Origin of the sequence: Turicibacter sp. GALT-G1 (assembly GCF_025594995.1) — a bacterium.
Lineage (GTDB): Bacteria > Bacillota_I > Bacilli_A > MOL361 > Turicibacteraceae > Turicibacter > Turicibacter bilis.
Genome location: NZ_JAMQUS010000039.1, coordinates 429 through 20,780, shown reverse-complemented (window position 1 = coordinate 20,780; position 20,352 = coordinate 429). Strand labels below are relative to the sequence as shown.

General features: G+C 34.1%; 19 protein-coding genes. 15 read left to right on the top strand and 4 right to left on the bottom strand.

The genetic code is table 11. The features are described 5' to 3' along the window. Window positions 1-247 precede the first annotated feature (247 nt). The 4 genes from NEH74_RS07355 (at window position 248) to NEH74_RS07340 (ending at window position 5,344) form a co-directional block, all read left to right on the top strand. The gene (locus NEH74_RS07355) at window positions 248-679 is read left to right on the top strand and encodes a MarR family winged helix-turn-helix transcriptional regulator (protein WP_238581306.1); all 432 of its coding nucleotides are present in this window, start codon (window positions 248-250) and stop codon (window positions 677-679) included. Between the two features lie 17 nt (window positions 680-696). Beyond that, window positions 697-2,421 carry an ABC transporter ATP-binding protein gene (locus NEH74_RS07350; protein WP_055305868.1) on the top strand — a complete coding sequence of 575 codons (1,725 nt, stop codon included), beginning with the start codon at window positions 697-699 and terminating at the stop codon, window positions 2,419-2,421. Window positions 2,422-2,423: 2 nt separating this feature from the next. Next, on the top strand, window positions 2,424-4,253 hold the full coding sequence (locus tag NEH74_RS07345) for an ABC transporter ATP-binding protein (RefSeq protein WP_055305867.1): 1,830 nt from the start codon (window positions 2,424-2,426) through the stop codon (window positions 4,251-4,253). Window positions 4,254-4,417: 164 nt separating this feature from the next. Continuing rightward, complete coding sequence (locus NEH74_RS07340; protein ID WP_055243922.1) at window positions 4,418-5,344, top strand: dipeptidase; 927 nt, start codon at window positions 4,418-4,420, stop codon at window positions 5,342-5,344. Window positions 5,345-5,395: 51 nt separating this feature from the next. On the opposite strand, the gene NEH74_RS07335 is transcribed toward NEH74_RS07340, so the two are convergent. From NEH74_RS07335 to NEH74_RS07325, 3 genes are all read right to left on the bottom strand, one after another. Then, complete coding sequence (locus NEH74_RS07335; RefSeq protein ID WP_055305866.1) at window positions 5,396-5,989, bottom strand: GNAT family N-acetyltransferase; 594 nt, start codon at window positions 5,987-5,989, stop codon at window positions 5,396-5,398. 362 nt (window positions 5,990-6,351) lie between these two features. Further along, window positions 6,352-6,837 (bottom strand): hypothetical protein, encoded by a 486-nt coding sequence (locus tag NEH74_RS07330; RefSeq protein WP_055243918.1) that lies wholly within the window; start codon window positions 6,835-6,837, stop codon window positions 6,352-6,354. Window positions 6,838-6,932: 95 nt separating this feature from the next. Then, on the bottom strand, window positions 6,933-8,171 hold the full coding sequence (locus NEH74_RS07325) for an NAD(P)/FAD-dependent oxidoreductase (protein ID WP_055243917.1): 1,239 nt from the start codon (window positions 8,169-8,171) through the stop codon (window positions 6,933-6,935). 236 nt (window positions 8,172-8,407) lie between these two features. Here NEH74_RS07325 and NEH74_RS07320 point away from each other — a divergent pair, with 236 nt between their 5' ends. The 3 genes from NEH74_RS07320 (at window position 8,408) to NEH74_RS07310 (ending at window position 11,206) form a co-directional block, all read left to right on the top strand. Further along, window positions 8,408-9,952, top strand: a complete 1,545-nt coding sequence (locus NEH74_RS07320; RefSeq protein ID WP_055243915.1) for an oligosaccharide flippase family protein — start codon at window positions 8,408-8,410, stop codon at window positions 9,950-9,952. A 67-nt stretch (window positions 9,953-10,019) separates the two neighbouring features. Next, entirely contained in the window at window positions 10,020-10,670 is a 651-nt protein-coding gene (locus tag NEH74_RS07315) for an SAM-dependent methyltransferase (protein ID WP_055243913.1), read from the top strand. Between the two features lie 236 nt (window positions 10,671-10,906). Further along, window positions 10,907-11,206 (top strand): RNA-binding S4 domain-containing protein, encoded by a 300-nt coding sequence (locus NEH74_RS07310; protein WP_055243911.1) that lies wholly within the window; start codon window positions 10,907-10,909, stop codon window positions 11,204-11,206. Window positions 11,207-11,517: 311 nt separating this feature from the next. On the opposite strand, the gene NEH74_RS07305 is transcribed toward NEH74_RS07310, so the two are convergent. Next, complete coding sequence (locus NEH74_RS07305; protein WP_055243908.1) at window positions 11,518-12,447, bottom strand: prenyltransferase; 930 nt, start codon at window positions 12,445-12,447, stop codon at window positions 11,518-11,520. Window positions 12,448-12,971: 524 nt separating this feature from the next. On the opposite strand from NEH74_RS07305, the gene NEH74_RS07300 reads away from it, so the two are divergent. From NEH74_RS07300 to NEH74_RS07265, 8 genes are all read left to right on the top strand, one after another. Beyond that, a complete protein-coding gene (locus NEH74_RS07300; RefSeq protein ID WP_055305865.1) occupies window positions 12,972-14,018 on the top strand; it encodes an ABC transporter substrate-binding protein in 1,047 nt (348 codons plus the stop codon). 497 nt (window positions 14,019-14,515) lie between these two features. Next, window positions 14,516-15,253: an ABC transporter permease gene (locus tag NEH74_RS07295; protein ID WP_055305031.1), complete on the top strand. Its 738-nt coding sequence runs from the start codon at window positions 14,516-14,518 to the stop codon at window positions 15,251-15,253. 172 nt (window positions 15,254-15,425) lie between these two features. Then, window positions 15,426-15,743, top strand: a complete 318-nt coding sequence (yabP, locus tag NEH74_RS07290) for a sporulation protein YabP (protein WP_055243903.1) — start codon at window positions 15,426-15,428, stop codon at window positions 15,741-15,743. Further along, complete coding sequence (gene yabQ / locus NEH74_RS07285; protein ID WP_055243901.1) at window positions 15,743-16,267, top strand: spore cortex biosynthesis protein YabQ; 525 nt, start codon at window positions 15,743-15,745, stop codon at window positions 16,265-16,267. Before yabP ends, yabQ begins: the two co-directional genes overlap by 1 nt. Beyond that, entirely contained in the window at window positions 16,227-16,565 is a 339-nt protein-coding gene (locus tag NEH74_RS07280) for an FtsB family cell division protein (protein WP_055243899.1), read from the top strand. The genes yabQ and NEH74_RS07280 overlap by 41 nt, the downstream gene beginning before the upstream one ends. A gap of 47 nt (window positions 16,566-16,612) precedes the next feature. Then, window positions 16,613-16,969, top strand: a complete 357-nt coding sequence (locus NEH74_RS07275) for a S1 RNA-binding domain-containing protein (protein ID WP_055243898.1) — start codon at window positions 16,613-16,615, stop codon at window positions 16,967-16,969. Between the two features lie 159 nt (window positions 16,970-17,128). Continuing rightward, window positions 17,129-18,505, top strand: a complete 1,377-nt coding sequence (locus NEH74_RS07270; RefSeq protein WP_411040483.1) for an MATE family efflux transporter — start codon at window positions 17,129-17,131, stop codon at window positions 18,503-18,505. A 359-nt stretch (window positions 18,506-18,864) separates the two neighbouring features. Next, window positions 18,865-20,025: a SpoIIE family protein phosphatase gene (locus NEH74_RS07265; RefSeq protein ID WP_055277018.1), complete on the top strand. Its 1,161-nt coding sequence runs from the start codon at window positions 18,865-18,867 to the stop codon at window positions 20,023-20,025. Window positions 20,026-20,352 lie beyond the last annotated feature (327 nt).

Genomic DNA, 20,352 nt, shown 5'->3' with positions numbered 1-20,352 from the left:
TATCTCCTACTCGATTTTTTTTAATGCTTAATTTTTTATTTCTGTTTCACACTAACTATATAAGAAGGAGTAGGTACTATAACATGTATGATCCGTATTTGGTTAAAGGGTGTCGCTGTTTAAGTTTTATAAATTGAAATTGCTATCTTTTGTGGAAGAATTGTATAAAATAATTAGTTAACTAATAGTTAGTTGACTAATTATTATGAGTGTCGTAAGATAGTTTTAGTTTAATGTGAGGTGAGTTGTGTTGAATAGTCAAGAAATCAATGAGGTAGCTATTATGTTTGGTCATTTGATAAGAAGTCAAATGTCAATCGCTCAACGAAGATTAGAGGAAGAGGGATTGTGCCGAGCACAACCTGGGATTGTTCATGCTTTATCTCAATGTGAAGGATCAACACAAGTTGAACTAGCTCAAAAACTAGGTGTGACAGCAGCGACAATTAGTGCTATGTTAAAACGTATGGAGCGTGATGAAGTGATTGAACGTCGACGTAGTGAAGCTGATCAACGAGTGACGCATGTTTATTTAACTGAAAAGGGTAAAAGTCAGGCTAAAATTGTGAATCAAATTTTTAAAGAACTAAATCTTAGATCTTTCGGAAATTTTTCAAAAGAAGAATTAGAGCAGACAAGAGCTATTTTCAGTAAATTAATAGCGAATTTTAGTGATTAAGGGAGGAATAGATAGACATGTTAAAGTTATTTAAAGGATTAAAACCTTATTGGACGTTAGTCATCGGTGTTTTAGTCCTAGTGTTTATTTCGACTATGACGGACCTAGAGTTACCAGATTTAATGTCAGATATTGTTGATACTGGAATTGTTCAAGGAGATGTTTCCTATATTCTTGGACGCGGTGGTGTCATGTTATTAGTGGCTTTATTAGGGACAGTGTGTACCATTTTAACGAGTTATCTTTCATCAAAAATCGGGATGGGATTTAGTCGTGATTTAAGAAAGAAAGTTTTTGAAAAAGTTGAATCATTTTCATTAACTGAAATTAATGAGGTGGGTACAGCGTCTTTAATTACGCGTACAACAAATGATATTAACCAAGTTCAAATGGTTGTTATTATGATGATGCGTATGATGTTAAGTGCACCATTAATGATTGTTGGTGCATTGATTATGGCACTTGGTAAAGACGTGGAATTATCAAAAGTTATTTTAGTGGTGATTCCAATTATCATCGTAACAATTGCTATTATCGCCAAGTTTACCCTACCAATGTTCCAAAAGATGCAAAATAAAATTGATAAATTAAATTTAGTTGTCCGTGAAAATTTAACAGGAATCCGTGTAATTCGTGTGTTTAATAAGGTAGAGGCAGAACAGGAACGTTTCAATCAGGCTAGTTTAGAAGTATCTCGAATTGCTACAATGGCTAACCGTTTAATGGGAGCTTTAATGCCATTAATGATGTTAATTTTAAATTTATCAATTATTGCTGTTATCTGGTTTGGTGGAATTCGAATTAATGATGGAGACTTAATGGTTGGGGATTTAATGGCCTTTATTCAATATTTAACGCAAGTGATGTTCTCATTATTAATGTTAACGATGATGTTCGTTTTAATTCCACGTGCTCAAGCATCGGCTGTTCGTATTAATGAAGTTTTAGAGATGAAATCTCCGATTCAAGAGCCTAAAGAAGCTATTCAACCTCAGTTAAAAGGTTATGTTGAATTTAAAAATGTCTCATTTGGTTATGAGGGTGCAGAAGAATATGCAATTTCAAATATTTCGTTTGTTGCTAAGCCGGGTGAAGTGACAGCGATTATTGGTGGAACTGGATCAGGTAAATCGTCAATTTTAAATATGATTCCACGCTTTTATGATGCGGCTAAAGGTGAAGTATTAGTTGATGGTGTTAATGTTCGTCACATAAATCAACAAGAGTTGCGTTCAAAAATTGGGTATGTTCCTCAAAAAGCTGTGTTATTTACAGGAACTATTCGAGATAATATCTTATATGGTAAAGAAGATGCGACGGACGAAGAAGTTCGTCATGCTTTAGATATTGCACAGGCAACAGATTTTGTTTCTAAAATGAAAGAGGGAATTGAGTCACCAATTTCACAAGGAGGAACAAATGTATCAGGTGGACAAAAACAGCGTTTATCAATTGCTCGTGCGATTGTTCGTAAGCCGGAAATTTATTTATTCGATGATAGTTTTTCAGCTTTAGATTTTAAAACTGACGCTCAATTACGTGCAGCGTTAAAGAAGGAAACAAAGGATTCAACGGTTATTATTGTGGCTCAGCGTGTAAGTACAGTTATGGACGCAACACGTATTTTAGTAATGGATGAAGGACATGTAGTTGGTATGGGAACACATGAGGAGTTATTACAAACAAATGAGATTTATCAACAAATCGTCGAATCTCAACTTAAAAAAGGAGAGGAGGAATAATTATGGCTGGACCTATGGGACATGGCCCACATGCGGGTAATCAAAAAGCAAAAGATTTTAAAGGGACGTTAGTTCGCTTAAGTAAATATTTAAAACCATATCGTGTTGGTTTAGTAGTAGTTGCTATTGCAGCTATTACGAGTGTTATTTTCTCAATTATTTCTCCAAAAATTATGGCTAAGATTACAGATGAGTTAATACGTCCAATTTTAGAGCTTGTAGGAGGAAATCCAACTCCATCGCCAATTGATTTTTCATATATTTGGAATATTGTTGTAATTTTAATTGCTTTATATGTTTTAAGTGCAGCTTTTAGTTATTTACAACAATTTATTATGGCAGGAGTTTCTCAGAAGGTTGTCTATGATTTACGTCGTGATATTGATGAAAAATTGGCAAGATTACCATTAAAATTTTTCGATTCACATACACATGGAGAATTATTAAGCCGATTTACAAATGATGTTGATAATATTAGTGCAACTTTGCAACAGTCGATTACTCAAGTTATTACATCAGTCACTACGGTGGTTGGGGTTTTAATTATGATGTTAACGATTAGCCCGATTTTAACATTAATTTCAATCATCGTCATTCCGTTATCTGGGATTTTAATGATGATGGTCGTTAAACGTTCACAAAAATATTTCATTGGTCAACAAAAGAAATTAGGTGAATTAAACGGTCATATTGAAGAAATGTATACGGGACATAATGTGGTTAAAGCATTTGGTCATGAGAAAAAAGCGATTAATGAATTTGATGAAGTTAATGAAGGGCTTTATGATGTAGGGTGGCGAGCTCAGTTTTTATCTGGATTAGTAATGCCAATTATTAATTTTATTGGAAATTTAGGCTATGTTCTTGTTGCTGTTGTAGGTGGGGTTTTAGTAACGAAAGGACGTATTACTGTCGGAGATATTCAAGCGTTTATTCAATATAACCGTCAATTTACTCAACCCATTGCACAGGTAGCTCAAATTTCAAATATTATTCAGTCAACAGTTGCATCAGCAGAGCGTGTATTTGAATTATTAGATGAAGAAGAAGTGATTCCAGAACCAGTAAATCCGGTTAAAGCAAAAGCTGATTGTGGAGCTGTTGAGTTTGAACATGTTAAGTTTGGTTATCGCGAAGATCGTATTTTAATTAATGATATGAATATTAAAGCTGAACCAGGACAAATGGTCGCTATTGTTGGGCCAACTGGTGCAGGTAAGACGACATTAGTTAATTTATTACTTCGTTTCTATGAATTGAATGGTGGACGTATCTTAGTGGATGATGTTGATATTACAGAGATGAATCGTGCTGATTTACGTAAAAAATTCGGTATGGTTTTACAAGATACATGGTTATTTAATGGAACAATTCGCGATAATATTGCTTATGGTAAAAAGAATGCGACAGAAGAAGAAATTATTGCGGCAGCTAAAGCAGCTCATGCTGATCACTTTATTCGTGTTTTACCAGAAGGATATGATACGATTTTAAATGAAGAAGTCTCAAATATTTCTCAAGGTCAAAAACAGTTATTAACGATTGCTCGTGCACTACTAGCTGATCCTGAAATTATGATTTTAGATGAGGCAACAAGTAGTGTTGATACACGTACAGAGTTACAAATTCAAAATGCGATGAAGACCTTAATGAAAGGTCGTACAAGCTTCGTTATTGCTCACCGTTTATCAACGATTCGTGAAGCTGATGTTATCTTAGTAATGAAAGATGGAGATGTTATTGAAACAGGAAATCATGAGACATTAATGGCTCAAAATGGATTCTATGCTGATTTATATAATAGCCAATTTAATCAAGAAGAAGAAGCTTAAAGAAAGAGAAGCCTATGAATTAAATTTCGTAGGCTTTTTTAATATTTTTACACTTCTTTTGTCGGAAAAAAGGGAAAAATATTTGCTCTTTTTTGAATCGAGATAAGCTATAATAGGTAGTAATTAGATGCAAATCTGATTGTGTTTATAAGGAGGGGAAACCTTTGATTTTCGATACGCACACGGATATTTTATATAATATTGTTGAGAAGCGTTTAAGAGGACAACGTGGTATTGTTGAGTCATATCATATTCCTGAATTATTAGAAGGGAATGTGACTGGGGGAATTTGGACGTACTATACTGATGTTAATCAGCTATTACATAATAATTTTGATCAAGCAATTCATTATATTATAGAGGAACTAGAAGAGTCACCCGATGTTCAAGTGGTAACCGCCAAAGGGGATTGGGCTGATCATAAAGTCAATGTGATTTTAGGACTTGAAAGTTTGGCATCGCTTCGAGATATCGATCATTTAGTTGAAATTTATGAAAAAGGATTTAGACATGCGATGTTAACTTGGAATGAAAAGAATCAATTTGCAACTGGGATTGGTTGTAAGGATGGGACAGGTTTATCACTATTAGGATGTGAGTTAATTCAAAAGATGAATGAGCTTGGAATGGTGATTGATGTTTCTCATGCTAGTATTCAAACGTTTGAGGATATTTTATCGGTAACAAAAGAACCTGTCATTGCCTCTCATTCGAATTGTTACTCAATTACTCCTCATCCAAGAAATTTAACGGATGAGCAAATTAAAGAAATTGCTTTGGTAGATGGTGTTATTGGCGTGACGGCAGTACCGCATTTTACGAATCAATTAAAGCCGGATGTGGAATCCCTTGTTGATCATATTGATTATCTGCGAGAGTTAGTTGGTACACGACATATTGCACTTGGATTTGATTTTATGAATTACTTAGGAGATGGTCATTTAGAATCGAACTTAATCGATTGTCAAAGTGCATCCTCAGCAAATAATGTGATTGATGAACTCGTTAATCGAGGATATAGTAGTATGGATATTGATGGGATTACCCATGTAAATGCCAAGCGTGTCATTAATCATATTTTAAAAGATTAAAAATAAAACCACTCGTACGTTAATCGTCGAGTGGTTTTTTAATACAGTTGATTATTTCGATTTTTTGATATGTTTGACTACTTTAGCGATTGGAATAATTAGACATGCAGTAATTATTCCTGTCATAACGTATTTACTAATACTTAAAAATGAATTGTCTTCTAATTTAATTTGATAAAGGTCCATTTCATCCTCTTCACCAATTAATTTGAAACCAAGTTTATCAAGTAAGCTTTGGGAAGGGATGTTTTTGTAGTGGCATTTAGCAATAATTGATTTGACTTCATCTTGAGTCAGAGTCCACTCTAGAAGCGCTTCGATGGCCTCTGTCGCGTAGCCTTTTTGACGTTTAGATTCGATGATTTCATATCCAATTTCAATTTGACCACGTGTATCAGGATTTCCTTTATATCCACCATCACCAATGACTTGGTTAGTTAATTTTTCAATGAAAATCCATGAAGTGAAGCCGATTTTTGGTGGGATGAAGGCGTAAAGTTCTTCGTACATCCACGTTAAAAGTGTACGGTTATCTTCTGTTAGCCATTCTTTTGTTGAGTAGTCCGTCACTTCATCATTTAAAATTTGTTGAATGAGTGATTTAGTCAGGGGATAAAGAATTAAGTTTTCGGTTTCTAGTTTCATCAGGGCTATGTCTCCTTCGTCGTTGAGTTAATGTTATGATAACATGAAAAAAGGGACCTCGTCCCTTTTTCTATTAGATTTAGTTTTCTTTTTAGTGATGAAAAGATAGTTGTTTCTGTTATGACTACCAATTGTGCTTTTTGCTATTTTTGGAATAATGATGGATTCAATAAGTAAACCTAGTGATAAATATTGGGGTTTGATTGAGGTTTCTTTTTTTCACTGCATCATTATGCTCTTTTGGGGATAAGATATTGTTTCTAGAGTTAGAAAGTGGATTAGTTTCGTCACAATCGGATTAATCGATTCTTTTGTTTTTCTTTTCAGAGGTTCAAAGGAATAGAAGTTCTTTTGTTGAATGTCTATCTTTCATAAATAGTATCTAATAATCGAATGAATTGATCAAATGTTTGGGATTCACCATTGATAGAGTAGGAAGTAATATCAAATTGTTCAGTTTCTAAATTAACTTTAAATTGAATCGTAAACAGTGCTTCATCCTCTCCAAAATACGCTTCACCGTTAAATTTGACTGTATTTTCTTCAATTAGCTCCCAAGTTGGATGATAGAAAAACTCATCCAGGGCTTCTCCGATGCTTTGTTCTTCATAAGATTCAATGACTTGATTTTTAATGAAAGTAATTTCTGGTGAAGAGAAGACAAAATAAATAAAGATGTAGATAATACATAGAAGAACAATCCCTATCGTGATGAAAGAAAAACTTCGAAAGAATCTTTTATAGGCGATGCTTTTTTTAGAGGTAGCATCGTCCTTTTGTTTAGGCGCTGATTGTGGACAGTTTGGATTAGAATCGCTTTGATTATGATGATAGTTTGGACACGCCAAGATGACTTCCTCCCTTCTCATAAAGCTCTAGTCTTGAAAGTTTATGATGGGAAAGTTAGGAGTATGAAAAAAAGAGCCGAATGGTCCGCTCTTTTTTAGTAACGATTGAATTTGAAGATTTCTAGTTCTTTTGGATTTTTCCCAGCTACGTCTTGAGAAATTAATTTAGCTCCGATTAAAGAGTAAAGCATCCCATTTGATCCGTATCCAAGGTTGAAGTAAGCGCCTGGATAATCTGGGTGTTTCCCGATGAATGGAAGTCCATCTTTTGTATCTACGAATAATCCGTGGAACCAGCAATCTGTTTTAATATTTTCGATTTGCGGGAACATACGGCGCACGCGACGTAGTAATTGATGATATTGTTGTAAGGCTAATGGGTGGCGATCTCCCATGTTTGCTACTTCACCATCTAAGTCATCTATTTCTAAATCTTCTCCACCGATAATAATCGAGTTACTTAAGGTTGGACGAATATAAGTGTATGGGTCTTGATCATCACGAATGATACACGCTTCTTTCCATCCGTGGAAGTTTTCCACAGGTTTCGTTAAAACAGCAAAACTGCGGCTAAGTGTATAGAATGGCTTTTCATGTTTGAACCATTCTAATGCATCATATCCTGTACAGATAATCACTTTATCAGCTGTAATGGTGAATTCCTGCTCTGTTATTAAGACACTTTGACGTGAGGATAAGTTATAGTCAACGATATTTGTATTTTCAAACACTTGCAGTCCTTTTTTTACATTGTAATCAATTAAATCACGTGTAAATTGAACAGGGTTAATGATGGCTGCTCCGTAATGTGAATAGACACCTACTTCGAAGTTGAAGCTAAATTCATTTTGGTGTGTTTCTGATGTAAACAGTTCGCAATGAATTCCGATCGCCTGACGTGATTTACATTCATCCGCCATATAGTCTACTTTACGAGGATCTTGTGTATAAAGGAAGCATGGTTTGAAGGTAAAGTCACAGTTACTGTTGATTTCTTTGACGATTTGGCTCATTTCCATGACTGCTTGATAACCAAATAGAAACGCATGTTGTGCATTCTGTTCACCAACCATCGACATTAATCGATTTAACCCTAAATCGATTTCATATTGTAAAATGGCAGTTGAAGCTGCAGTTGATTGGTGTGCAATTTGATTTTTTTCAACTAAGACACAGTTTAGGCCTTGTTTCATAAAATAATGAGCTGTTAGCGCTCCTGTTGTTCCACCACCGACGATAACAATGTCAGTTTTAATGTCTTGTGATAGAGGAGGATACGTTGTTCCTTCTTCGATGTTTTTAGTCCATAATGGACTGTCTCCTGTCATTCTCATGTGATATCACCTCTATAAAAAAGCTAAACATAGTTTGTGTTAAATGTTTTTGTATAACCTTTTTATTATAACTTTTTTAATCTTTTTTATCAAAAGGAAAAATGGACGGATTTATTTCTTTTATATAAAAAAATTTGATTTTTTTATGAAATGATTTGACCTTTTTTTTATTGTTGCCTGTTTTGATGATATAATATTAATTTGAATAGAGTGAAAGCTAGGGAGGCTTAGATGTTATGAAATCGGGTTGGATGAAAGGGACGATGATTTTAACAATCACGGCTTTTTTTGTTAAGCTATTAAGTTTGCTGTATAAAGTGCCGTATCAAAATATTTCAGGTGATGAAGGATTATACGTTTTTCAACAAGTTTATCCTTTAATCGGGATTTATACGACATTAAATGGAGTGGTATTACCAACGATTATTGCGGAATTATTATTAACGTATCAATATAGTGAGGATATTAAGCGGTATATTAAAAATTCATTATGGATTTTTGGTCTTGTGTCATTTATAGGATTATTTCTAGGTAGCCATTTGATTGCTTATACGATGGGCGATATGCAATTGAGTTGGCCGATTCGGATGGTTGGTTTAGCGTTCTTACTAATTCCTACTATTTCTTATTGGCGAGGAGTTGCTCAAACGAGGGCAGAAACGATTCATGTTGTGGGCTATTCTTCAACCATTGAGCAGCTGATCCGAGTGATGGCGATTATTGTTGCTTTAGTGATGGTTCAAGGACAAAATGTTTATAAGTTAGCTTATTTTGCGTATTTAGGTGGGCTCTTTGGTCCATTACTTGCAATTGCTTATTTAATGATTAAAAAGTTGGACGATAGTCCAAGGATTTATTTAAAGATGACCCATCGCCCGCATTTCTTTAAGAAAAGTGTTTATTTATTCTTAAGTGCAGGAATCTTAATTATTTTCCAATTAATCGATAGTTTCTTTGTGTTTAATTCACTTGTTAATAGTGGGGTGCCTGCATTAGAAGCCATGTCACTTAAAGGGAGTTTTGATCGAGGATTACCAATTATTCAGACAGCGACTGTCTTTACGAGTGCGATTGTCTCATCAACTGTTCCACAAATGGCAGGAGTAAGAGATTCGAAGGAACGTAAAAAGGTGTTTAATGCTTCATTATTTATGGTCATTGCATTATCAATCCCAGCTTGCGTGGGGTTGTTTAGTGTCGTAGATGAGCTAAATATTGCGTTATTTAAAGATTCAAATGGGATTGGAGCATTGAAGTTATTAACATTACAGGTTTTATTTTATCCATTTATTTTCTTATGCACAGCCATTATGCAGCAGGAAGAACAATATTCGAAATTATTAGCAGCTGTTTTGGGAGGTGTACTAGTTAAAGTCGTATTGACAGGACCATTAACTCAAAGTTTAGGTATTTGTGGAACAGCTATTGCATCAGTTGCTTCACTGGCAATGATGGCACTGATAAATTTATGCCAGTTTAGAAAGATGATGTATAAGAAGTCATTCTTTAATTTATTAAAAGTAAGCTTTTCAACAGCTGGGCTTTGGCTAGTATTAGCATATTTAGAACCACAGATTCCGAATATTTTATCTGGATTAGATGATGTACGTGTATATAATGTTATTTCATTGGCAATTCAAGTTGGAGCTGGTGTGTTAGTCTATAGTCTGATTATGGGAATTTTCTTAATGACCTCACAGGTCGCTTCTAAAGGGGCCAAACGTCGAAAGAAACCTGCTAAGAAGCAAACAGCTACCAAAAGAAAGCCAGCAGAATTGTAATTGAATAAAGGGTCAATTTCTGACCAAGATAAGTAATAAGATTGAAGATAGGAAGGGGCATCATGAGATGATTTACATTGTAGGACTTGGAGCTGGGGATGAGTCTCAGTTAACGTTAGGCGTGGTAGCTAAATTAAAATCTGGCTTACCATTATTTTTAAGAACAGCAGAACATCCAATGATTAATTTCTTAGAGGAAAATGAAATTGAGTATCGTGCCTTTGACGATGTTTATATGAAGCATGAAACATTTGAGGCTGTTTATGAAGAAATTATTGAAACCATTAAAGAAGAAGCCAAAAAAGGAGATTTAATTTATGCGACACCAGGTCATCCTTGTGTGGCTGAATATGCAGTGAAACGTTTAGTGGCTGAAACAGAGGCAGTAATTATTGGAGGACAAAGTTTCTTAGATCCGATGTTTGCTGCACTTGCCATTGATCCAATTGAAGGGCTACAAGTGATGGATGCATTAGACTTTGATTATGAAGCGATTGCTCCTAAACAACATTTAATTGTTCCTCAAGTATTTGACCAATTAACAGCATCAAATTTAAAGTTAGACTTAATGGAAGTTTATGATGATGAGTATGAGGTTTGTATCGTTAAAGCAGCGGGAAGTAACATCGCCGAATTAAAATGGGTTAAACTTTACGAATTAGACCATAACTTCAAATTAGATAATTTAACAACTATTTATGTGCCACCTATGAAATAGGGTTGGACCCCCATCCTTTACAAAATGAAGGTATCTACAACTGATGGGGCAGTACAAAGTTTGAACTTTAATTTAAATTAAATGATAAAAACTTGTGCATTTCCTAAACTAGTCGGGCTATAAAAGGTTTGAGTTAAAATAGGTATTAAATAATGGGGTTATCGTTTTTTTACTAGAGTTGTAGCGTGAAAATTAAATTGTGGATAACTGCATTCAACGTTTGAAAGGAGATTTATATGCGTTTAGATAAATATTTAAAAGTGTCTCGTTTAGTGAAACGTCGTACGTTAGCCAAAGAAGTGGCTGATAAAGGACGTATTGAGATTAATGGGAAAGTCGCAAAATCAAGCTCAACGGTTAAAGTTGGTGATGAGCTGACTTTATACTATGGAAATAAAATTTTAAAAGTCCGTATCACAGATATTAAAGATTCAACGAAAAAACAAGATGCGGCTTATATGTATGAAATTATTTCAGAAGAGCGAATCGAGCGTCCATCTTTAGATGAAGTAACAGGAATCGAAATTTTTGAATAATCAAAATGAGGTCATACTCCATGATTAATTAAAAAAGGTCATTGGAGGATGACCTTTTTTATGCTTTTATTAATAAAAACAGTTATCTTAAGTTGGTGTAAAGAGTTAAGGTAACTATTCAGGATTAGAATTTTCTTGAATGATTGGGGGATAATCGTATCTTCGAAGTATTTTATTTAGATGAAGCAAAAGCTGTTATTGCTGACGTTTTAGCAAATGCTCCTAAAACATATTCTTTCTAACAAAATAAGGCTGTATCACGAAAAGATACAGCCTTATTTTTAATGAATTGATGATCGATCGATAGTTTTTTATTGAAGTAATAGGTAAGCAAAGAATTCTAAACCTAAGATGATATTGAAACTGTAAATTAAAAGTAATGGACGTGGTCCCCAGTCACGCCCCATTGTCGGATAGTGTTCTTTAATTTGATAGTAGTCTTTATACCAACGGACATATCCGTAGTAATAGAAAATTAAAAAACCTGTGACAAGCATAAGGAGGGTAATACTCCCCATAGCGTAAAGAGATAGCCAGGCGGCAATCATGATTAAAGCTTCAGGGATAATGATTTTAATTGAATTTCTAAATCCAATGACATGAGGTAAAGTCGTGCGAGTTCCTTTATCTTTTTCATAATCTGAAGTATTGTTCGTTGACATTAAGAAGATGGTCATAATCATTGGAATAATGGAATAGATAATAATCGGGGCGTTAAGAACATCTGTTTGTAAGTAAGCTGAAACGATGGTGCTAATAGCTCCAACAAAGAGTCCTGAAACAAGCTCACCAACTGGATAAACAATATAAGGTTTTGGCCCAAGTGAGTAGCAAACAGCGGCAATGACACTTAAAATTCCAATCGCTAGAATATTAAAATTATTTGTGATTAAAACAAGGGTAATTCCAGACAATCCACTGATTCCTAAGAAAAATAGTAAGACAATGATACTATCTTTGAACGTTGCATCACCGCGTACGAGTCCTTCACTTCCAGCATGATGAGTGAAAGTATTCTCATTTTCTTCATTTTTTAGATAAGCACGAATTTCATTTGAAACATTTGCCACGATATTTAGACAAAATCCAGTGACAAACATTAAGAGAAGTGGAATTAGTTTCAAGTGTCCAGCTAAGTACGCCCCAAATAATCCGCCACTTAAAACAGGGAGACCAGTTGCAAATCCTGTACGAATTTCCATGACAGTATAGGCGCGCTCGAAAAAGCTTTTATTTTTCATTATATATTTCCTTTCTGTTTTATAATTTCGGATAGTAGTCCACTATAAAGGGATTTTTGTAAAATAAACAATTAGAATAAGGTTTCAGCTAATAGCTGTACTGATGACGTTTTATTCTATATGTAACACTCCATAAGATTTCTCATGAGATATCAACATGAGAAAGGAAGGAGCCATTATCAATTGAAATCACTGATAACTAATCACCTATTTCAATGATATAAAAAATACTTTCCTATTATAACAAATCTATTTATCTAGAGATATAGAGGTTGTGATGTTTTTAACATAAAGCGACAAAATGATAGATAGAGATAAAAACTTTACATAAATAACGGTAATTTTATCGAGATGCTACATGGGGTATTTTTGAATTTTTGATAAGGTTCGATATTTTTATTAAATTACTTACATGATTGGATAAGTTTAGCATCATGTGTGCGAAAAGTGACTAATGATTCCTAAAGAAAAATAAGTATTCCTTAGGTATAATCTTAGACAGAATGCATAGGGAGGAATTTTAGATGAAAAGATTTTTAGCGATTTTTATTTTTATATTAGGATTAGTCGGATGTGCGAATGAAGATCAGCAGAGTGAAACACCATTAACTACAACACCTGAAGTCGTTGAACAAAATCAAACAAATGATTCAGGTGAGGAAATAAAATTAACACCTCAATTTGATCCTATATCATTTGATATGTTAGTGCCGAGTGGCTCAACAGCGATGGCACTCGCTCATTTAGTGGCGACAACACCTCAGCTAGGCGATCATGTTACTTATACCGTGCAACCATATGTTCAAGGAAGTGATCCGCTAGTAGCAGCTTTCACGTCTGAGACATCACAGGTTATTGTCGCACCAACAAATTTAGGGGCGACACTTTATCAAAAAGAGCTGCCTTATCAATTAGTCGCGACTTTAGTTTGGGGGAATTTATATTTAATTAGTAATGAGGAGTTAACATTTGATGATTTAGCGGGAAGAAAAATTACAGCCTTTGGTCAAGGAAGTACGCCCGATATTGTGTTACAGACGATTTTAGACGAAAAAGGAATACTTGATTCTGTCGAGGTTGAATATTTAGCAAGTGTTTCTGATGTTCAATCTATGTTTGCAGCGGGAGAAATTGATGTAGCTGTGATTGCTGAGCCCTCATTATCTGTTTTAAAAACAAAAATAGAAAATGTGAACGTTGTTGTTGATTTTCAAGAGCAATGGGGAGAGCTATATGGCGTGACTTCTTATCCACAAGCGAGTCTATTCGTGCATAAAGATTTAATTGAAAATCATCCAGAGGTCATTGAACCTTTATTAGCACAGGTAGAAACAAGCGTTAAGTTTGCGAATCAGTCACCAGCTGAGATGGCAAAAGAAGCAATTAAGACAGGACTTGAGATGCCAGAACCCATCATTACAGCATCAGCCCCAAATTCTAATTTAATGTTTAAAACAGCGGAAGAAGCAAAAGAAGAGATTGAACTTTATTTAGAAAAACTATATGAATTTGATCCGAAGACAGTAGGCGGTGCATTACCGGAAGATGATTTTTATTATTTAATAAAATAAGTAGTATATTTTAATTTGAAGTGCATATATTATAAAGGATAGTTACTTGAATCTCGGTTTGGTAGCCGACAAAGAGAGCAGGGGAAAGACCACCTGCCAAGTAATTGTCATTAAACACTTAAAGATACACTTTATTCTGTTGTCTAACTTAACGTCGATTCTAGAGAGAATCACTTTTGTGAATTCAGTTTGAAGGTATTCTTTAAGTGCTTTTTTATGATAAATCTATAAAAAATAGGTCATCTATGTCAGATGACCTATTTTTGTTTGTGAAATGTTTATTTTAGTAGAAAAAATCCAAGTCTAATAGCGCGGTAAACATATATTAAAAAGATGATTAATAAACATCAAACACACAACATTTCGATGAGTGTAAAAATCACCTCAATAATTTTTATACAATACTTCATAATCCAAGCGCATTATAGCATAGAGTTTAGATAATCTAACATAAGTTATCTTTTTCATCTGTAAGATTAAATAAGGGAGGAAGTGTGATGAATCGGTATAGTCTGTTAATTATTGTAGGGGTAATGGTTTGTTATGAGTTAGCAGTCGAGATAGTAGATAAACCTATTATTTTACCTTCTATCTTGTTGATTTTTACTGAGTTATGCCGAATTATTTTTAGTTCCTCTTTTGTGAGTATTATTTGGGCAACGTTAGTGAGGACGATGATGACGTTTAGCTGTGTTTTTATCATTAGTTTGATACTAGGTGTGTTTTCTGGGTATTTTAAAATCATCCGACTGCTATTGTCTCCGATAGTGACCTTTTTACGCACGGTGCCTACGATTTCTGTGACGATTATTTTATTGATTTGGTTTGGTCGTGACTTGGGGCCGATTATGATTATGGCGCTCGTTATCTTTCCACTGTTGTATGAATTAATAGGGGGAGCCATGAATGATATTGATTCTGATTTGTTGGATGTTTGTTTGTTATTTGGAGCCACTCATTTTGAAACATTTAAGGCCCTATATTATCCACAACTTTTAAAAATACTGAGTAGTGGGGTTCAGGCTACTATTGGGTTGTCTTTTAAAGTGATGGTCATGGCTGAGGTTATGGGACAAAGTCAGGTTGGAATTGGCCAACAATTAAACTATGAAAAGACGTATTTAAATATGCCAGCTGTCTTTGCTTGGACAATTGTGCTGATCCTATTAGTTATGTTTTTTGAGATAATCATTGGCTACTTAATAAAAAGATTAATTCGTCATCTTGATGCCTGATAACGACAAGGGGGATAAAAATATGATGAAATCAAGTCGTTTTAGTGAACAAGTTGTAGCGCAAAATCATAAAATATAAGGTAGAAACAATGTGTTTCTCGACTCGAAGTTATATTTAAATTAGAGCAATCATAAGTTCTAGTGATAAAACAGATAACGGAGGGAAGAGAATATGAACATTTATGAGAAAGAGTCTTATATGAAGCAAAAACCAAGCACACTATTAGGTTATCATCAAGTGTCAATGAAGGAGCGTAAATTGATGGATGTCACTGGTATTAAGAAGTTATTAAGCTTTGATAGCGAGTTATTTACGATTGACACAACAATGGGGATTTTAACGGTGAGGGGTATGGATTTAGAGCTTAAAAATCTAGATCTTGAAAAAGGAGAGCTATCGATTATTGGGTATATCACTGGTTATGAATATGATGATTTTGGCATGGTTGGTGAAGACTCAAAAGGAATCTTTAGCAAATTATTTAAATAATGAGTTTATCAGTTCAGTTTCAATTCATGATTCATGTCCTATTGTATGGAATTTTTATTGGTGTGACATTAGATTTTGTTTGCATCGTAAAGGAGATTTTCTTTAATTATTACATGCAATGGGCCATTATTATTTTATATTGGTTAATTCAAGTGCCCCTCACTTTTGTTTATATATATAATGTCAATGAAGGTATCTTTCATCTGTACATTTTAATTTTCTTAATTGTTGGAGCTATCATTTACTTTAAGTTCTTAAAACAACCACTGCATCGTGATCTAGAAATGCTAGGAGAAAGTTTATTCACAATTGCACACTTTATAAAAAAAGTAGTGAATATCTTAGTAATTTCACCCATTATGTTTATTTACAAGCTTGTTTCTGATATAATAATGTTGTTTCTTAGAATCTTAAAGCTTTTATTTTATACGCCTTTAGCTAAATTGGGAAAATGGATGTCAAGTAAGAAGAAGGAGAGACGACGTGGCAAAAAGAAAACTAACCTTAATACAGAAGAAGAATAGAAAAAGAAGAAGACAATTGCTCTATCGTCGTGCTTTAACGATGAGTCTTTTAATAGGATTCTTTATCGTAGCGGGAGCTTTTATGTACACAGGACGTCTAGCTAAACTTACTGAAGCTAAAGAAAATTTAGCCGCATACCAACAACAATATGATGAGTTAATCGCAAAACAGGAATATTATCGCAACGAAATAAGCAAACTTGAAAATGAAGATTATATTGCTAAGCTTGCACGCGAGAAGTATTTCAAATCTGAGGAAGGCGAAATATTATTTAAGCTTCCAAAAGAACAAGAATAATTAAATTAAAATTATAAAAAATTTTATGAGGAGGACTGTCGATTTTTATGTCAATCACAGCTGGTCAAAAGTTAAATGGTAAAATCACGAGTGTGAAGAAGTTCGGTGCATTTGTGGAATTAGAAAATGGAAAATCAGGACTTGTACACATTAGTGAGTTATCTGAAAAATTCGTAGAAAAAGTTGAAGATGTTGTCAGCGTGGGTCAAGAAGTAACTGTGCGCGTTAAAGAGGTGACACCAGAAGGGAAAATTAACCTTTCAATGAAACCAGCTCGCCCAGAAAAGCCAGCTCGTCCAGCTTTAGACCTAGATAAAGCAATCACTAATTTCTTAAAAGATAGCGATGAAAAACAATCGGCTCTTAAAAAGAACATGAAAACACAACGTCGTCGTTCTAACTAATTAAGCGACACTTGTTTAGTATATATATTCTAAAACCATCCAATTTCGGATGGTTTTTTTGGTTATGTAAAGAAATACTCGGAGGCGTTTAGATGTTTTGATGGAAAGTCTCAGGGAATAAAAAATATTTACTTTATGCAAGATAGATGTTAAAATCCATTGTTGTCTTTTTTGAGGTGCACAAATTTAGTTAATTATAAGGAGAATAAAATGGGTCAAACATTAAATATGAATGATAAAGGCTTGTTATTTAAATTAACATGGCCAATTTTCATCGAGCTTGTTTTACAGATGCTTGTTGGAAATGTTGATCAGATGATGATGAGTCAATATTCTGAAAATGCTGTGGCAGCTATCGGAAATGTAAATACGATTATGAACTTTGTAACGATTACGTTTAGTATTGTGACGATGGCTATTACGATTATGGTCACACAGTATTTAGGTTCAAAAAATAAAGAGAAGGTCTCAGAGATTTATACGGTTGGAATTTTTACGAATTTAATTTTTAGTGCTATCATTAGTGCAGGGTTATTCTTTGGAAGTGACGCTTTATTTAATGCCTTGAAGATGCCTGTTGAATTACATGCAGATGCACAAGTTTATTTAAATATTGTAGGTGGGTTAGTTTTCTTACAGGCACTATTTATGAGTTTCTCAGCGATTTTTAGAAGTAATGGATTGATGAAGCAGGGGATGTATATCTCGGTCATCGTGAATGTCTTAAATATTATTGGCAACGCCATATTGTTAAATTCAATGGGCATTATGGGGATTGCCATTTCTAGTGTCTTTAGTCGTTTCATTGGAGTAATTTTAGTTTATCGTTTATTTTCGAAACGTATTGAAGGGGAATTACATTTAAAATATTTGCGCCCCTTCCCGAAAGAGACGCTTAAGCAATTATTGCGCATTGGTGTACCTGCCGGTGGAGAAAGTGTCATGTACAATTTTTCGCAGATGGTTATTTTAATGTGTGTAAATATGTTAGGAACAGCAGTCATTACAGCTCGCGTCTATGCGAATATGATTGCATGGCTATCATATTTATATTCTTCAGCTGTTGGCCAAGCCAATCAAATTATTATTGGTCACCTAGTGGGAGCGCGTGAAGAAGATGCTGCGTATAAACGTAGTTTAAAAACTTTACGTCCTACAATGATTATTACATTAATTATTTCAACCAGTGTCTTTTTATTAAGTGATCATATTTTTGGAATCTTCACAAAAAATCCAGATGTTTTATCTTTATTAAAGACGATTACATTTATTGAAATTTTCTTAGAGCTTGGTCGTGCAGTGAATATTGTGATTATTCGTGGGATGCAAGCGGCAGGTGATACGCAATATCCAGTCTTTATTAGTGTGTTATCGATGTGGGGAGTAGCAACGTTACTTTCTTATGTGTTCGGAATTGTTTTAGATTGGGGATTAGTAGGAATTTGGATGGCGATGGCACTTGATGAGTGTGTACGTGCGGTGATTTTCTATATTAGATGGAAACGTGGTGGATGGCGAGGGAAAGCCGTTATCTAGTTAGCAAAAAAGGTCAATCAATTTAGATTGGCCTTTTTGTTTTATCTACAATTTGCTACAACATCAAAATTTTAATAAAGATTAAACATGTATTATATGTTGGTGAATGAATTTTTATTCATCTTTCCTTAAAAGGTTTCAATTGTTTTGACATCAATTACTGCCGAGTGCTGTAAAACGAGGTAGAAAGGCTGGAATTTTTTTAATAGATGTGCCGAAGATGTAAAAAATGTGTCTTTCGAAAGTTTAAATGCTTCCAATAAAGTGACAAATTCTCTACTAGACGGATGGTAATATAGGCTTACAAATTGAGCCCGGGGGAGGGAGCAATTAGTTAAGGTCATTAGGAGGAGAGAAGAATGGAACTCGTAACGAAAATGAAACAAACATTTTCGCCTAAGCCAAAGAGAGAGACAAGAGATAGATTAAACATCTATACGATTAGTCAACTCTTTAACCAACTAGTGAATTTTCAACAGTTAGTGAAATCACTACGTTCGTTTATTGGCAAAGGTCAATTAATCAGAGTCGATGTGATTCTTGATTGTATTGGATTAGCTATTGATAATATGATGCAATCGATGATGTATGATCGTCATGACTTTGAATTACAGTTTAATCGAATTAAAGAAGAATTAGCAAGAATTCACGTGAGGTGTTCGGATATTAAGATTAAGAGTCTTTATCCTAGACTCATTAAGATGGATTTAGTTATAAATTCGCCCCCGAAGGAATTAACGTTGTTGTCCATTCAAGCAATACTTGAAAGTATTACGAATGAACCACTTCGATTGATTGTTGAGAAAACGAAGGGCAAACAAACTAAAATAAAAGTCTATTCCTCTAATATGTTTAAAATTGATCATGCGGTTTCTTATGTTGGGAAAGATGGAAATAAAATTTCAGGTGATAGTTATATCTATGAGAATTTCACAAATGGTCAAACGTTTATTGCAATTAGTGATGGAATGGGAAATGGCGAACTAGCTCACAAAGAGAGCTCAGAAGCTTTAAAAATTTTGAAATGTTTGCTAAGTTTTAATATTCCAATTAAAACAGCCATTCAAACCTTACAGCAATTAAAACAACATTCCAATGCGAACGAAAGATTTTTTTCGTTAGATATTTGTATGATTGACCGGGAACGTCAGCGGGCGACTTTTTACAAAAAAGGAGCGACACCTACGTTTCTTGTACGAAATCATCAAATTGAATTAATTAATTTGGCTCAACTTCCAGTTGGCGTCATGAGTGATCAAGAGGTTGATCATGTAACGTTAAGTTTAGAAGAAGATGATGTGCTACTCATGTGTAGCGATGGTATTGTAGAGCAGTATCCAGATATAAAGGAATTAGAACAAGTCATATTAAATCAAATGGGGAAATCCCCCAAAAATATAGCAAAAAATATTCTTCAAGCAACAGTTAGTAAACATAAAGGAAAAATTAAAGACGATATGATGGTTTTAGTGGTTGAGTATAAGCGGCAAGGTGTAGCTCAAGCTCAATATGCGTCTTAAAGCCATAGGTTTAATCTTGTTTTTATTAATGATTATTGATTAAGTAGTAGATATATTAAATTGATTAGAATCAACTATTTTATATTAAATTCTTTATGGCTGGCAACGTAAAGAATTTAATCAATAGAATAGATTGAAAATTTATGTCGAAAGTGGGGATATATCGGTAAAATTTAATCGGAAATTTATGCGGTATGCAAGGGTAGTTTGTTTTGATACCAATTTTTAATCATGTGACTTGAAGTCATAGATTAAAATGTTAGAGAGAATCTATGTATTTGGGTTCTTAAAGTAGTATCGTATGTGATATGTGTATGAGTTTGGTAA